Source organism: Bacillus sp. LJBS17, assembly GCF_019334685.1.
GTDB lineage: Bacteria > Bacillota > Bacilli > Bacillales > Bacillaceae > Bacillus > Bacillus subtilis.
Window position 1 is genome coordinate 1,340,465 of the sequence record NZ_CP079759.1, and the last position, 14,349, is coordinate 1,354,813.

The window sequence follows — 14,349 nt, forward strand, 5'->3', positions numbered from 1 at the left end:
GCAAGTCAGCTGTTATATTGGGGGGCTTTTCAGAAACGCATGATTAGAGCCGTACCAGTTATGTTTAATAGAATACTGGTACCCAATACAATTCCCCACGTCAACGTCGATTCAGATAGAAGAAAGCTCAGCAAAAGAAAAGCCAATCCTGCGCAGATCATACTCAGTCCCACGGTTTTCATGTTCATGCCTCCTAGCAAACGATGTTTCTAGCATCTGATGAGAATGATGTCAATCTGTATGATATACGGATATCTCGTCAGAAAGTTTCATAGAACAATTAGGTCTTTTATCTAATAAAAAGCCTCAGACCGCTTTTGCGGCCTGAGGCATTATGTCTTACGAAGTTTTCTCTTCTTTTTGATCCAGTTTAATTTTTTTCGTCATTTCTTTGCCGTTTCGGAGAATTTTCACTTCAACGGTATCACCGATCTTTGCGTCTTTATATAAGATATTGCGCAATTCACTGCCTGTATCAATTTCTTTACCTTTTAGGCCGATGATAATATCCTCCGCTTTTAATCCGGCCTTTTCAGCAGGAGAGCCTGAAGCGACCTCACGGATGTAAACACCTTTATTCAGCTGGCTGCCGAACAGGCCGAGTGTGCCTTCTTGGTAATTTTGCGGCACTTGTTCCAGATCAAGCATGCTGACACCGATATATGGACGTTCAATTTGTCCTTTAGAAAGCAGTTCTTCAGCAATCGGTTTTACGTCATTGCTTGGAATGGCAAATCCGATACCCTCAACATCATCCTCACTGATTTTCATACTGTTAATGCCGACAATTTTGCCGTCTGTATTTAACAAAGGACCGCCGCTGTTACCTGGATTAATTGCTGCGTCTGTCTGAATGACGTTAATGCTCGTTTCGCCGGCTGATGTAGACATTGAAACCGTTCTGTCCACGCCGCTAACAATTCCTTGTGTTACTGTGCGGGACAGATCTTTTCCAAGCGGATCCCCAATCGCAATAACGGTCTCGCCTGTTCTGAGATCAGATGAATCACCGAAGTTTGCCACTTTTGTGACGTGGTCATCACTGATTTGGAGGACGGCTAAATCAGTTAACGAGTCACTGCCTACCAGCTTTGCAGTAACCTCAGTGCCGTCATATAAAGATACCTTCAGTGATGATGCCCCTTCTACGACATGGTTATTTGTAATGATATAAGCCTTGCCATTCTCTTTTTTGAAAATGACACCTGACCCTGAACCGCTTTCTGTATCTTCGCTGGAATTAGAAGAACTAGAGCCGAACAAAGAGCTGTTTGATTGTGCCTGAAGATTTGTAATGCCGACAATCGCTGGTGAAAGGTCTTCTACCATATCTGAGATTTTAGAAGAGTCCTCGCTCTTGAATGCAGATGAGCTGCTTGAGCTTGATGAGCTTTTTTTAGATTCAGAGGAGGTGCTTGTTGCTGTAACAGATTGCGTTTGCTGCTGGCTGGATGATTGTTTTGCAGTGTCCTGAGAATCATGGTCGCCAAGCGGTGTAAACGTGTAAATGCCAAGGGCAAGACTGCCGCCGATCACTCCGCCAAGCAACGGTCTGAACCATCCGAATCCTCGTTTTTTCTTCTCCTGATCATGAATGACATTGCGGGCCGAGTAGGAGGTGCTCTGATCGTTCTCTTTCGTTAAAAAGACCTCATTCTCATTACCTTTCGTTCTGTTTTCATCACGATAGTTATCCATCATGTTCACTCCGTTTCTCTATTTTCACATGTCTATTTATATTGATAGGTTTATGACTTGAGTTTATCATAAACAAAAACTGTGGGATAAAAATGAAAAGATTATGGGAAATTGTGAAAAAGTGCGGAAAACGGTACACTTCATATTGTATATGAAAGGACTGAGTCGATGGAACAGATTGGATTGATTGGATATGGCAGCATGGCGGATATGATCGCCAGACAGCTGTTGAAACATGAACAAATAAAAGAGAATGAGCTATTTATTGAGACGAGAACGAAGGGGGAGCGGCTGCGGGCACTCATGTCAGATTATCCAAACGTATCGGCTGATCCGTTGGAGAATTGGGCAAATACGTGCCAATTGATTTTGATATGCGTCCCGCCGCTCCATGTCATCGAAACAATGCGCCGTCTGCACCCGTATGTGAACAGAAATACTCACATCGTATCCATAGCTGCCGGTGTGCCGCTGCGTCTTTTGGAGGCAGAAACAGAAGCGGGTATCTCACGTGTTATTCCTGCCATTACGTCCGAAGCAGAAGCTGGCATCTCACTTGTCGTTCACAGTGAAGCACTGGCTGCGGAGAAGAAAGAGCATCTGAATGAATTGTTATCGGTTTTCAGCCGTGTACGAGAAATCAAAGAATCGAATGTTGATGCGGCCAGCAATTTAACGAGCTCGGCACCGGGATTCATAGCTGCAATCTTCGAAGAACTGGCACTGTCTGCCGTCAGAAACAGCAGTCTGTCCAAAGAAGAAGCCTTTGATTTTCTGATTCATTCGCTATACGGAACTGGCAAGATGCTGATCGAAAAAAATATGTCTTTCGAGGAGACGCTGGAACGTGTCGCAACCAAAGGCGGAATAACGGGAGAGGGAGCTGAGGTGATACGCGCCTCTGTGCCGGACGTTTTTGATGAGGTGTTTGAAAGAACCCTGAAAAAATATGAACTGCTTACAGAACAGGTTGGTAAACAGATATGAATCCTTGAAAGAGGATTCTTTTTTTATCACTGAGTGGTTGAGATTTTCCCCAGTTATATTGCATTTTTCCTCTTTTTTTAATATAATTTGTTAGAATATTCATAATTTAGTAAAAAAGGAGGAGCGTTATGAAATTGTACATGTCAGTAGATATGGAAGGTATTTCGGGTCTTCCGGACGATACCTTTGTGGATTCCGGCAAGCGGAATTATGAACGCGGACGGCTTATCATGACTGAAGAAGCAAACTACTGTATTGCTGAAGCGTTTAACAGCGGGTGTACCGAGGTGCTGGTCAATGACAGCCATTCGAAGATGAATAATCTGATGGTTGAAAAGCTTCACCCTGAAGCAGACTTGATTTCTGGTGACGTCAAACCATTTTCAATGGTGGAGGGACTGGATGATACGTTTACAGGCGCTTTGTTTCTCGGTTATCATGCGAGAGCCTCGACTCCCGGTGTCATGTCACACAGCATGATTTTCGGCGTCCGTCATTTTTACATAAACGATCGGCCTGTCGGTGAGCTTGGATTAAATGCATACGTTGCCGGTTATTATGATGTCCCGGTATTAATGGTAGCCGGGGATGACCGGGCGGCGAAGGAAGCGGAAGAGCTTATCCCGAACGTGACGACAGCCGCAGTCAAACAAACCATTTCAAGATCCGCAGTGAAGTGCTTGTCCCCTGCGAAAGCCGGACGGCTGTTGACAGAAAAAACCGCGTTTGCCCTGCAAAACAAGGACAAAGTCAAGCCGCTCACCCCGCCTGACAGGCCAGTTCTGAGCATTGAATTCGCCAATTATGGCCAAGCAGAATGGGCGAATCTGATGCCGGGAACGGAAATCAAGACGGGAACTACAACCGTTCAATTTCAGGCGAAGGACATGCTTGAAGCCTATCAGGCGATGCTTGTCATGACTGAGCTTGCGATGCGGACATCATTCTGCTAAAGGGGTGTTTTAGGCTTTGGCGCGATACATGATAAAGCGTTTTTGGGCAATGGCAGCTACGATTTTGGTGATTACCACCCTGACTTTTGTTCTCATGAAGGTCATTCCCGGATCTCCTTTTAACGAGGAGAGAGGCACAAATGAAGCCGTTCAAAAAAATCTTGAAGCCTACTATCACTTAGACGATCCTCTCATTTTCCAATACATTTTCTACTTAAAATCCATCATTACATTCGATTTCGGACCTTCAATTAAAAAACCGTCGGACAGTGTAAATGATATGCTGGAACGCGGATTTCCCGTTTCCTTTGAGCTTGGGATGACAGCGATTGTCATTGCTGTGATTTCTGGGCTGGTGCTGGGCGTAATCGCTGCACTCCGCCGCAATGGCTTTTTGGACTACGCTGCGATGAGTCTTGCAGTACTCGGCATCTCCATCCCGAATTTTATTCTGGCAACATTGCTCATTCAGCAATTTGCTGTCAATCTCAAACTATTTCCCGCTGCGACATGGACGAGCCCGATTCATATGGTGCTTCCGACCGCAGCGCTTGCTGTAGGGCCAATGGCGATCATTGCCAGGCTGACACGCTCGAGCATGGTTGAAGTTCTGACACAGGATTATATCCGCACAGCAAAAGCAAAAGGGCTTTCTCCGTTCAAAATTATCGTAAAACACGCACTCAGAAATGCACTCATGCCCGTCATTACCGTCCTGGGCACACTCGTCGCCAGCATCTTAACAGGAAGCTTTGTCATTGAAAAAATCTTTGCCATTCCGGGAATGGGAAAATATTTTGTTGAAAGCATTAATCAGCGGGACTATCCCGTGATTATGGGAACGACCGTTTTTTACAGCGTCATTCTGATTATCATGCTGTTTTTGGTCGATTTGGCCTACGGTCTCTTAGACCCGCGCATTAAACTGCATAAGAAAGGGTGAAGCGTGTGAATCTCCCTGTACAAACGGATGAACGCCAGCCAGAACAGCACAATCAGGTGCCTGATGAGTGGTTTGTCTCGAATCAGGAAAAAAATCGGGAAGCCGATTCGGTCAAGTGGCCGAGTTTATCATACACGCAGGATGCCTGGAGGAGGCTGAAAAAAAATAAATTAGCGATGGCCGGACTCTTTATTCTTTTATTTCTTTTTGTCATGGCAGTTATCGGGCCCTTTTTATCGCCCCATAGTGTCGTACGCCAATCGCTGACAGAACAAAATCTTCCGCCCTCAGCCGATCATTGGTTCGGCACCGATGAACTCGGCCGGGATGTGTTTACCCGAACATGGTATGGCGCGAGAATCTCGTTGTTTGTCGGCGTGATGGCAGCACTGATTGATTTTTTGATCGGTGTCATTTACGGAGGCGTTGCCGGCTATAAAGGCGGCAGGATTGACAGCATTATGATGCGGATTATCGAAGTGCTGTACGGCCTGCCGTACCTGCTTGTTGTCATTTTGCTGATGGTGCTCATGGGACCGGGACTGGGCACTATTATTGTGGCGCTGACTGTGACCGGGTGGGTCGGCATGGCGAGAATTGTAAGAGGCCAGGTGCTTCAGATTAAAAATTATGAATATGTACTCGCCTCGAAAACCTTTGGCGCGAAAACCTTTCGCATCATCCGAAAGAATTTGCTGCCGAATACTATGGGGGCGATCATCGTACAAATGACATTAACCGTACCTGCCGCCATATTCGCAGAATCATTTTTAAGCTTTCTCGGCCTCGGCATACAGGCTCCGTTTGCAAGTTGGGGCGTGATGGCGAATGACGGCCTGCCTACGATTTTATCTGGGCATTGGTGGCGCCTGTTTTTTCCGGCCTTTTTCATATCTCTGACGATGTACGCGTTTAATGTGCTGGGGGACGGATTGCAGGATGCGCTTGACCCTAAGCTGAGGAGGTAGCTGTATGGAAAAAGTTCTGTCAGTCCAAAATCTGCACGTGTCTTTTACGACTTACGGCGGGACGGTTCAGGCGGTCAGAGGGGTGAGCTTTGATTTGTATCAAGGAGAAACCTTTGCGATCGTCGGCGAATCCGGCTGCGGCAAAAGCGTTACCTCCCAAAGCATCATGGGCCTGCTTCCGCCTTATTCGGCGAAGGTGACAGACGGCAGCATTCTATTTAAAAACAAAGACCTTTGCCGTCTCTCTGACAAAGAAATGAGAGGTATCAGGGGAGCCGACATTTCTATGATTTTTCAAGACCCGATGACGGCGTTAAACCCTACGCTGACTGTCGGCGACCAGCTGGGGGAAGCGCTATTGCGCCACAAAAAAATGAGCAAAAAAGCGGCACGGAAAGAGGTGCTTTCCATGCTGTCATTGGTTGGTATTCCAGATCCCGAAGAGCGCCTAAAGCAATATCCCCACCAATTCAGCGGCGGCATGAGACAGCGGATTGTCATTGCGATGGCGCTGATTTGCGAGCCTGACATCTTAATTGCGGATGAACCGACCACCGCCCTGGATGTAACCATTCAGGCACAGATTTTAGAGCTGTTTAAAGAGATTCAGAGAAAAACGAATGTGTCTGTCATTCTGATTACACATGATTTAGGGGTCGTTGCCCAGGTAGCTGACAGAGTCGCAGTCATGTATGCGGGGAAAATCGCGGAAATCGGCACGAGAAAAGATATTTTTTATCAGCCGCAGCACCCTTATACAAAAGGACTGCTGGCTTCTGTTCCGCGGCTGGATTTAGATGGCGCTGAGCTGATCCCAATCGACGGAACGCCGCCGGATTTATTTTCGCCTCCGCCGGGCTGCCCGTTTGCCGCCCGCTGTCCGAACAGGATGGTTGTGTGTGACAGGGTGTACCCGGGCCAGACGATCAGATCTGACTCGCACACCGTCAACTGCTGGCTGCAGGATCAACGAGCAGAGCATGCGGTGCTGTCAGGGGATGCGAAGGATTGAACATGAAAAGGGGGAAGAGGATGAAACGAGTGAAAAAGCTATGGGGCATGGGTCTTGCATTAGGACTTTCGTTTGCGCTGATGGGGTGCACAGCAAATGAACAGGCCGGAAAAGAAGGCAGTCATGATAAGGCAAAAACCAGCGGAGAAAAGGTGCTGTATGTAAATAATGAAAATGAACCGACTTCATTCGATCCGCCGATCGGCTTTAATAATGTGTCATGGCAGCCGTTAAATAACATCATGGAGGGGCTGACGCGTCTTGGCAAAGATCATGAGCCCGAGCCGGCAATGGCGGAGAAATGGTCTGTTTCGAAAGATAATAAAACCTACACATTTACGATTCGGGAAAATGCGAAATGGACAAACGGAGATCCTGTAACAGCCGGAGACTTCGAATACGCGTGGAAGCGGATGCTTGATCCGAAAAAAGGCGCTTCATCGGCATTCCTAGGTTATTTTATTGAAGGCGGCGAAGCATATAACAGCGGGAAAGGGAAAAAAGATGATGTGAAGGTGACGGCAAAGGATGATCGAACCCTTGAAGTTACACTGGAAGCACCGCAAAAATATTTTCTGAGCGTTGTGTCCAATCCTGCGTATTTTCCGGTAAATGAAAAGGTCGATAAAGACAATCCAAAGTGGTTTGCTGAGGCGGATACATTTGTCGGAAACGGCCCGTTTAAGCTGACGGAATGGAAGCATGATGACAGCATCACAATGGAGAAAAGCGACACGTATTGGGATAAAGATACAGTGAAACTTGATAAGGTGAAATGGGCGATGGTCAGTGACAGAAATACAGATTACCAGATGTTTCAATCAGGGGAACTTGATACCGCTTATGTCCCTGCTGAGCTGAGTGATCAGCTGCTTGATCAGGATAACGTCAATATTGTTGACCAGGCGGGTCTCTATTTCTATCGATTTAATGTCAACATGGAGCCGTTTCAAAATGAAAACATCAGAAAAGCCTTTGCGATGGCTGTGGATCAAGAGGAAATTGTAAAGTATGTCACGAAAAATAATGAAAAACCGGCGCGCGCCTTTGTATCGCCTGGGTTTACGCAGCCTGACGGCAAAGATTTCCGTGAAGCAGGCGGAGACCTGATCAAGCCTAACGAAAGCAAAGCGAAGCAGCTGCTCGAAAAGGGCATGAAGGAAGAAAACTATAATAAGCTTCCTGCGATCACGCTTACTTACAGCACAAAGCCGGAGCATAAAAAGATTGCCGAAGCTATTCAGCAAAAATTGAAAAATAGCCTTGGAGTCGATGTAAAGCTGGCCAATATGGAATGGAACGTATTTTTAGAGGATCAAAAAGCGCTGAAATTCCAATTCTCTCAAAGCTCATTTTTGCCTGATTACGCGGACCCTATCAGTTTTCTGGAAGCCTTTCAAACGGGAAATTCGATGAACCGCACAGGCTGGGCCAATAAAGAATACGATCAGCTGATCAAACAGGCGAAAAATGAAGCCGATGAAAAAACACGGTACTCTCTTATGCATCAAGCTGAAGAGCTGCTCATCAATGAAGCGCCGATCATTCCGGTTTATTTTTATAATCAGGTTCACCTGCAAAATGAACAAGTAAAAGGAATTGTCCGTCACCCTGTCGGCTATATCGATTTAAAATGGGCAGATAAAAACTGATGGCGGTGATTGAGGAAATACTGCTTCTTTATGCGAAGGAGCGGTATTTTTTCTCTTTCTTGCACGTATACGTAGGGTGCAGAGCAAATGAAAGGAGTGTTTTCGTTGAATTACAAGCCGAAAGCGCTGAAAAAGGGTGATACAGTCGGAGTGATCGCGCCCGCAAGTCCGCCGGATCCAAAAAAGCTTGACACCGCGCTTTTATTTTTAGAAGAGCTCGGTCTTCAGGTAAAGCTGGGCAAGGCGCTGAAAAACCAGCACGGCTATTTAGCGGGACAGGATGATGAGCGGCTGGCGGATCTCCATGAGATGTTCAGAGACGAGGAGGTAAAAGCAGTGTTGTGCGCATGCGGGGGTTTTGGGACAGGACGTATCGCCGCGAGCATTGATTTCAGCTTGATCCGCAAACACCCTAAAATCTTTTGGGGATACAGCGATATTACGTTTTTACATACTGCCATTCATCAAAACACAGGTCTTGTCACCTTCCATGGCCCAATGCTCAGCTCGGATATTGGCCTTGACGACGTTCACCCGCTGACAAAAGCGTCATATAAGCAGCTCTTCCAGGAGACGGAATTCACCTATACAGAAGAGCTTTCTCCGCTGACCACGCTTGTTCCTGGAAAAGCGGAAGGCGAGCTTGTCGGGGGAAATCTGTCTTTGCTGACGTCTACACTGGGCACGCCATTTGAAATTGATACGAGAGGAAAGCTTCTGTTTATTGAAGATATTGACGAGGAGCCTTATCAAATCGACCGGATGCTGAATCAGCTGAAAATGGCGGGGAAGCTGACGGACGCTGCGGGAATTCTAGTTTGTGATTTTCACAATTGTGTCCCGATGAAGCGAGAGAAGTCTCTCTCGCTTGAGCAGGTGCTGGAAGACTATATTATTTCTGCGGGCAGGCCTGCTCTGAGAGGATTTAAAATCGGCCACTGCTCGCCAAGTATTGCCGTTCCGATCGGTGCGAAAGCTGCTATGAATACAGCAGAAAAAACAGTCGTAATAGAGGCAGGCGTTTCAGAAGGGGCGCTGAAGACATGAAAATCATTCGAATCGAAACAAGCCGAATCGCTGTCCCGCTGACAAAGCCGTTTAAAACCGCGCTTCGCACTGTGTATACGGCTGAATCAGTCATAGTAAGGATTACTTATGACAGCGGTGCAGTCGGATGGGGAGAAGCACCCCCGACGTTAGTGATTACAGGAGACAGCATGGATAGCATTGAAAGTGCCATCCACCATGTGTTGAAGCCGGCATTGCTTGGAAAAAGCCTGTCCGGCTGTGAGGCCATTCTGCACGACATCCAGCATCTTCTTACAGGAAATATGAGCGCGAAGGCTGCTGTAGAAATGGCGCTATACGACGGCTGGGCGCAGATGTGCGGGCTGCCGCTTTATCAAATGCTTGGCGGATATCGAGATACGCTGGAAACAGATTATACCGTCAGTGTCAACTCACCTGAAGAGATGGCAGCTGATGCCGAGAATTATCTCAAACAAGGCTTTCAAACGCTGAAAATAAAGGTCGGAAAAGATGATATTGCAACAGATATTGCCCGTATCCAGGAAATCAGAAAACGTGTCGGATCAGCTGTGAAACTGCGTTTAGACGCTAATCAGGGGTGGACGCCGAAGGAAGCGGTAACTGCCATTCGGAAAATGGAGGATGCGGGTCTAGGCATTGAGCTTGTCGAGCAGCCTGTCCATAAAGATGATCTCGCTGGGCTTAAAAAGGTGACAGATGCAACAGATACGCCGATTATGGCTGATGAAAGTGTTTTTACACCGCGCCAGGCGTTCGAAGTTCTGCAAACCCGGAGCGCAGACTTGATCAATATTAAATTGATGAAAGCGGGCGGCATCAGCGGAGCAGAGAAAATTAATGCCATGGCGGAGGCCTGCGGGGTGGAGTGTATGGTCGGCAGCATGATCGAAACGAAGCTGGGCATTACGGCCGCGGCGCATTTTGCGGCAAGCAAGAGAAACATCACACGCTTTGATTTTGACGCGCCGCTGATGCTGAAAACAGATGTATTCAAAGGCGGCATAACATATAGCGGCAGCACGATTTCGATGCCTGGCAAACCGGGCCTCGGAATCACCGGGACTGCGCTTTTGAAAGGGGGAAAAGAGCAATGATGCACACTGTCATATCAGCAGTGGCCAACATCTGGACAGCGCCTGATTCACCGCGTCCGTCTGATCAATTCATGCTTCAACCGACTGTAAGGATCAGAGACTGGCTGGAGCGCATGACGTATGATGAACGGCTTGGATTATGTACAGACAATGTAATCCAAACTCAGGTTCTCTTTGGCGAAAAGGTACTTGTGACGGCGGAACAGGGGGAATGGGTTTCTGTGATCGTGCCTAGCCAGCCATCCCGAAAGGATCCGCGCGGATACCCAGGTTGGATGAAAAAGAACCAGCTGGAAAAATCTATGCCCATCGATACACAACACGATGTGATGATCAGCAAACCTGCTGCCTTTTTGTACAGAAGCAATGGGGAAAAGGAGATCGAATTAAGCTTTTTGACGGTTCTCCCCTTTATTGCAAAAGAAAACGGATATTTTAAGGTTTCGACTGTTTTGGGAGAAAGGTTTGTGAAGCAAAGTGATGCAGTGCCTGTCAGCAAACAGAAAGGGACTGCTGAAGACATCATTCAAACGGGTGCGTTTTTCCTTGGCCTTCCCTACCTATGGGGAGGGATCAGCGGGTTTGGGTTTGATTGCTCCGGATTTATGTACAGTATATTTAAGGCGAATGGATATAGCATCCCCCGTGATGCGGGAGATCAGGCTAAGGCGGGGAAGGGTGTCCCGCTTGATGATATGAAAGCAGGTGACCTGCTGTTTTTTGCTTATGAGGAAGGAAAAGGAGCGATTCATCACGTCGGTCTCTCCGTTGGCGGCGGGAAAATGCTTCATTCTCCAAAGACAGGAAAATCAATCGAAATCATTACATTAAAAGAGACAATCTATGAAAAAGAACTTTGTGCGGTGCGCCGCTGTTTTTCAGAATAAGGAGGGAGACAAATGACGCCACTGCCTTTGTTAGAGGTCAGCCAGCTGAAAATGCATTTTGACGCAGGGAAAAAGCGGACAGTCAAAGCCGTCGACGGGGTCACCTTTCAGATTCGTGAAGGAGAAACGTTCGGGCTAGTCGGGGAATCAGGGTGCGGGAAATCAACCTTGGGGAGAGTGCTGATGCGCCTTTATCAGCCGACAGAAGGAAGCGTGACATACCGCGGCACAAATCTTCATGCACTGAGTGAAAAAGAGCAGTTTGCCTTCAACCGCAAACTGCAGATGATTTTTCAGGACCCTTATGCTTCACTTAACCCGCGCATGACCGTTCGAGAAATTATTTTGGAGCCGATGGAGATTCACAATCTCTACAATACCCATAAAGCGCGGCTTCTCGTCGTGGACGAGCTGCTTGAGGCAGTTGGGCTTCACCCCGATTTTGGCAGCCGTTATCCGCATGAATTCAGCGGCGGGCAAAGGCAAAGAATCGGGATTGCGAGAGCACTGTCGCTGAATCCTGAATTTATCGTGGCAGACGAACCGATTTCTGCACTTGATGTCTCTGTTCAAGCGCAGGTGGTCAACCTGCTGAAGCGGCTTCAAAAAGAGAAAGGGCTTACGTTTTTATTCATTGCCCATGATCTTTCGATGGTGAAGCATATCAGTGACAGGATCGGTGTTATGTACTTAGGGCACATGATGGAAATTACAGAGAGCGGCACCTTGTATCGTGAACCGCTCCATCCCTATACAAAGGCGCTTTTGTCCTCGATTCCGATTCCAGATCCTGAATTGGAGGACAAGCGTGAGCGTATTCTCTTAAAAGGAGAGCTGCCGAGCCCGGTCAATCCGCCAAGCGGCTGCGTGTTTCGTACCCGCTGTCCGGAGGCGATGCCTGAATGTGGAGAATCTCGTCCCCAGCTTCAAGAAATCGAACCCGGCCGTTTTGTCGCTTGCCATTTGTATCGAAATGCTGAAACGAAGGAAAAAGTGAGATAAATAAAAAGAGTGGCTCCTTTTTACTAGAGCCACTCCATTTGTTTTATACTTGATGTAAAAACTTTACACAAACCGGGTAAGGGACAGAAACCGTTGATGGGAGGAGTGTCAATCGGCCGGTTTCTTTGTCTCTTTCAAACAAGACAAGGTTGCCTGTTTCTTCATTTGAAGCAACGAGGAACCCTTCCGTTGGGTCAAGTACAAAGTCACGAGGCCAGTTTCCTTCTGTCGACACTCTTTCTACGAAAGCCAGCTCTCCTGAATATTGATTCACTTCAAATACGGCGATACTGTCATGGCCGCGGTTTGCGACATAAACAAAACGTCCATCCTGCGTGACATGAATTGCGCTTCCCTGGCTGTTATCTGTAAAATCATCAGGGATGGCAGAAACGACTTGGATTTCTCTAAATTCGCCGGCTGTCGGGTTGTATTCAAGCGCAATCACTTCATTGCTTAATTCTGTCATGACATAAGCGTATTTTTCTTTCGGATGAAAAGCGATATGGCGAGGTCCTGCACCGGGAGCGAAGGAATGGCTTCCGGATTCAGTCAACACGCCGTCATTCAGCTTATAGGTGTACAGCTTATCTATACCTAAATCAACCGCTACCACATAATTGTGTTCAGGTGTGAACCCCGCGTAGTGTGTATGCGGTTTTTCTTGTCTTTCGTGCGGCCCTTTTCCTGTGTGAGCGGCCTCTGAAACAGGTGATTGCAAGCTGCCGTCTTCCTGAACCGGAAAAACGTGTACCTTCCCGCTGTGATAATTGGCAGTCAGGACGAATTGATTTTGATCATCAATGCTTACGTGACATGGCGAAGGGCCATCAATTAACTGATGATTCAGAAATGTCAACTCGCCGCTGTTTTTATCTATTTGATAGGCAGCAACTCCGCCTTGGCCGTCTGCTTTTTCGATGGAATAAAGGATGGTGTTGTTTTTATTCGGCGCCACATATGTCGGGTTGCCCAGCTTAGCGGCCAGCTTTGGCTCGCTGAGTGCTTTTTTCTCAGTATCAAGCTCAAATGAATAAATTCCTTCGCTTCCGCCTTTTGTATACGTCCCGACATATCCTATGTATTTTGTCATGCGATTTCCCCCTTAAAAATGATGTCACCTCTATATTAACGTATCTTGATAAAATAAGCTGTTCAAAACATGAAAAAGGGGAAGATTCTTCATTCGCCTCGAATCAGCGGCATTGTGCAGCACCTGAAGGAGCCGCCTGATTTAATAATTTCTGACAGGTCAATTTCGATAATGTGATAGCCTCTTTTCGATAGCTGTTGATTGACATGGCGGTTGCCAGGGAGACTGATGATCGTTTTTTTTCCGATTGAAAGGACGTTGGTGCCAAGCGTAAATTGTTCGTCCTCGGGCACCTCAATAAGATCATAACGTTTTGCTAGCATATCGGCTGCATCTGGCTCAATGGCCTGTGGATAAATTAACGCTTCGCTTTCAGATACAATGTTAAATACGCAGTCCAAATGCAAAAATTTTTCATGAAGCTTCACTGGAACGATCGTATATTCAGGAAGTGCCTCTTCCAGCTGGCCGATAGCTGAAATGTCGGTGCGCTGGCTGATTCCGACATAGACAATGTCATCATCGATAATGACGTCTCCGCCTTCAATACTCGTATCAAGCATGCGGGTATAAGAGATACCTTGGCTGTGAAAAAAATCTTTTATAACGGCTTCTTCTCCTTGGCGAATCGGTTCAGTCATGCTTGACAGAAAGGCTTTTTCTCCGATGACAAACCCTATATCCCTAGTGAAAACCTGTTCTGGGAGCCCGTCGCGAACGGGTAAAAGGATGACCTCAACGTTGTGTGACCTAAGTGCTTCCACTAAGCGGCTGTGCTGGTCGTTTGCGGTTTTTACATGAATATTGTCATCTTCAAAATGTTTTTGTGTTTCGTTTATAACATCTTTTATGGTCATGTGCTCAGGTTTGCATAAGATCACTTTCTGAAGTGTACCGTATTCCGTTCGGCATACCGTTTTGTGCTGAGATTTCGGGATGGATACGTCCATTTGTTTTTCCTCCTAAAGTGTGAAGAATACATTTATTATTCCCTCATCATGAAAATCATT

At 46.9% G+C, this 14,349-nt stretch carries 14 protein-coding genes; 10 read left to right on the forward strand and 4 right to left on the reverse strand.

What is annotated here, in order from left to right; all coding sequences use genetic code 11:
* Positions 1-29 precede the first annotated feature (29 nt).
* The gene (locus KXZ66_RS06960) at positions 30-182 is read right to left on the reverse strand and encodes a hypothetical protein (RefSeq protein ID WP_015715748.1); all 153 of its coding nucleotides are present in this window, start codon (positions 180-182) and stop codon (positions 30-32) included.
* Positions 183-339: 157 nt separating this feature from the next.
* Positions 340-1,698, reverse strand: a complete 1,359-nt coding sequence (gene htrA, locus KXZ66_RS06965; protein WP_015715749.1) for a serine protease HtrA — start codon at positions 1,696-1,698, stop codon at positions 340-342.
* Positions 1,699-1,866: 168 nt separating this feature from the next.
* Here htrA and proG point away from each other — a divergent pair, with 168 nt between their 5' ends.
* The 10 genes from proG (at position 1,867) to KXZ66_RS07015 (ending at position 12,246) form a co-directional block, all read left to right on the forward strand.
* Positions 1,867-2,685 (forward strand): pyrroline-5-carboxylate reductase ProG, encoded by an 819-nt coding sequence (gene proG, locus KXZ66_RS06970; RefSeq protein ID WP_015715750.1) that lies wholly within the window; start codon positions 1,867-1,869, stop codon positions 2,683-2,685.
* Positions 2,686-2,813: 128 nt separating this feature from the next.
* A complete protein-coding gene (gene dppA / locus KXZ66_RS06975; RefSeq protein ID WP_014479576.1) occupies positions 2,814-3,638 on the forward strand; it encodes a D-aminopeptidase DppA in 825 nt (274 codons plus the stop codon).
* 16 nt (positions 3,639-3,654) lie between these two features.
* On the forward strand, positions 3,655-4,581 hold the full coding sequence (gene dppB, locus KXZ66_RS06980) for a dipeptide ABC transporter permease DppB (RefSeq protein ID WP_003245446.1): 927 nt from the start codon (positions 3,655-3,657) through the stop codon (positions 4,579-4,581).
* A gap of 5 nt (positions 4,582-4,586) precedes the next feature.
* Positions 4,587-5,549, forward strand: a complete 963-nt coding sequence (dppC, locus tag KXZ66_RS06985; RefSeq protein WP_128441570.1) for a dipeptide ABC transporter permease DppC — start codon at positions 4,587-4,589, stop codon at positions 5,547-5,549.
* A 4-nt stretch (positions 5,550-5,553) separates the two neighbouring features.
* Positions 5,554-6,561: a dipeptide ABC transporter ATP-binding subunit DppD gene (dppD, locus tag KXZ66_RS06990; protein ID WP_015715751.1), complete on the forward strand. Its 1,008-nt coding sequence runs from the start codon at positions 5,554-5,556 to the stop codon at positions 6,559-6,561.
* A gap of 2 nt (positions 6,562-6,563) precedes the next feature.
* Positions 6,564-8,213 carry a dipeptide ABC transporter substrate-binding protein DppE gene (gene dppE, locus KXZ66_RS06995; protein ID WP_076457954.1) on the forward strand — a complete coding sequence of 550 codons (1,650 nt, stop codon included), beginning with the start codon at positions 6,564-6,566 and terminating at the stop codon, positions 8,211-8,213.
* An 87-nt stretch (positions 8,214-8,300) separates the two neighbouring features.
* Positions 8,301-9,260 carry a S66 peptidase family protein gene (locus tag KXZ66_RS07000; protein ID WP_041850921.1) on the forward strand — a complete coding sequence of 320 codons (960 nt, stop codon included), beginning with the start codon at positions 8,301-8,303 and terminating at the stop codon, positions 9,258-9,260.
* Entirely contained in the window at positions 9,257-10,357 is a 1,101-nt protein-coding gene (gene ykfB, locus KXZ66_RS07005; RefSeq protein WP_038829053.1) for an L-Ala-D/L-Glu epimerase, read from the forward strand. Before KXZ66_RS07000 ends, ykfB begins: the two co-directional genes overlap by 4 nt.
* A complete protein-coding gene (gene eepC, locus KXZ66_RS07010; protein WP_128747082.1) occupies positions 10,354-11,244 on the forward strand; it encodes a gamma-D-glutamyl-L-lysine dipeptidyl-peptidase in 891 nt (296 codons plus the stop codon). Before ykfB ends, eepC begins: the two co-directional genes overlap by 4 nt.
* 12 nt (positions 11,245-11,256) lie before the next feature.
* A complete protein-coding gene (locus tag KXZ66_RS07015; protein ID WP_003232600.1) occupies positions 11,257-12,246 on the forward strand; it encodes an ABC transporter ATP-binding protein in 990 nt (329 codons plus the stop codon).
* 43 nt (positions 12,247-12,289) lie between these two features.
* Here the strand turns inward: KXZ66_RS07015 and pgl are convergent, their stop codons facing one another.
* Positions 12,290-13,339 carry a 6-phosphogluconolactonase gene (gene pgl, locus KXZ66_RS07020; RefSeq protein ID WP_070548863.1) on the reverse strand — a complete coding sequence of 350 codons (1,050 nt, stop codon included), beginning with the start codon at positions 13,337-13,339 and terminating at the stop codon, positions 12,290-12,292.
* Between the two features lie 89 nt (positions 13,340-13,428).
* Positions 13,429-14,289, reverse strand: a complete 861-nt coding sequence (locus KXZ66_RS07025) for a dimethylarginine dimethylaminohydrolase family protein (protein ID WP_032725552.1) — start codon at positions 14,287-14,289, stop codon at positions 13,429-13,431.
* Positions 14,290-14,349: the final 60 nt, after the last annotated feature.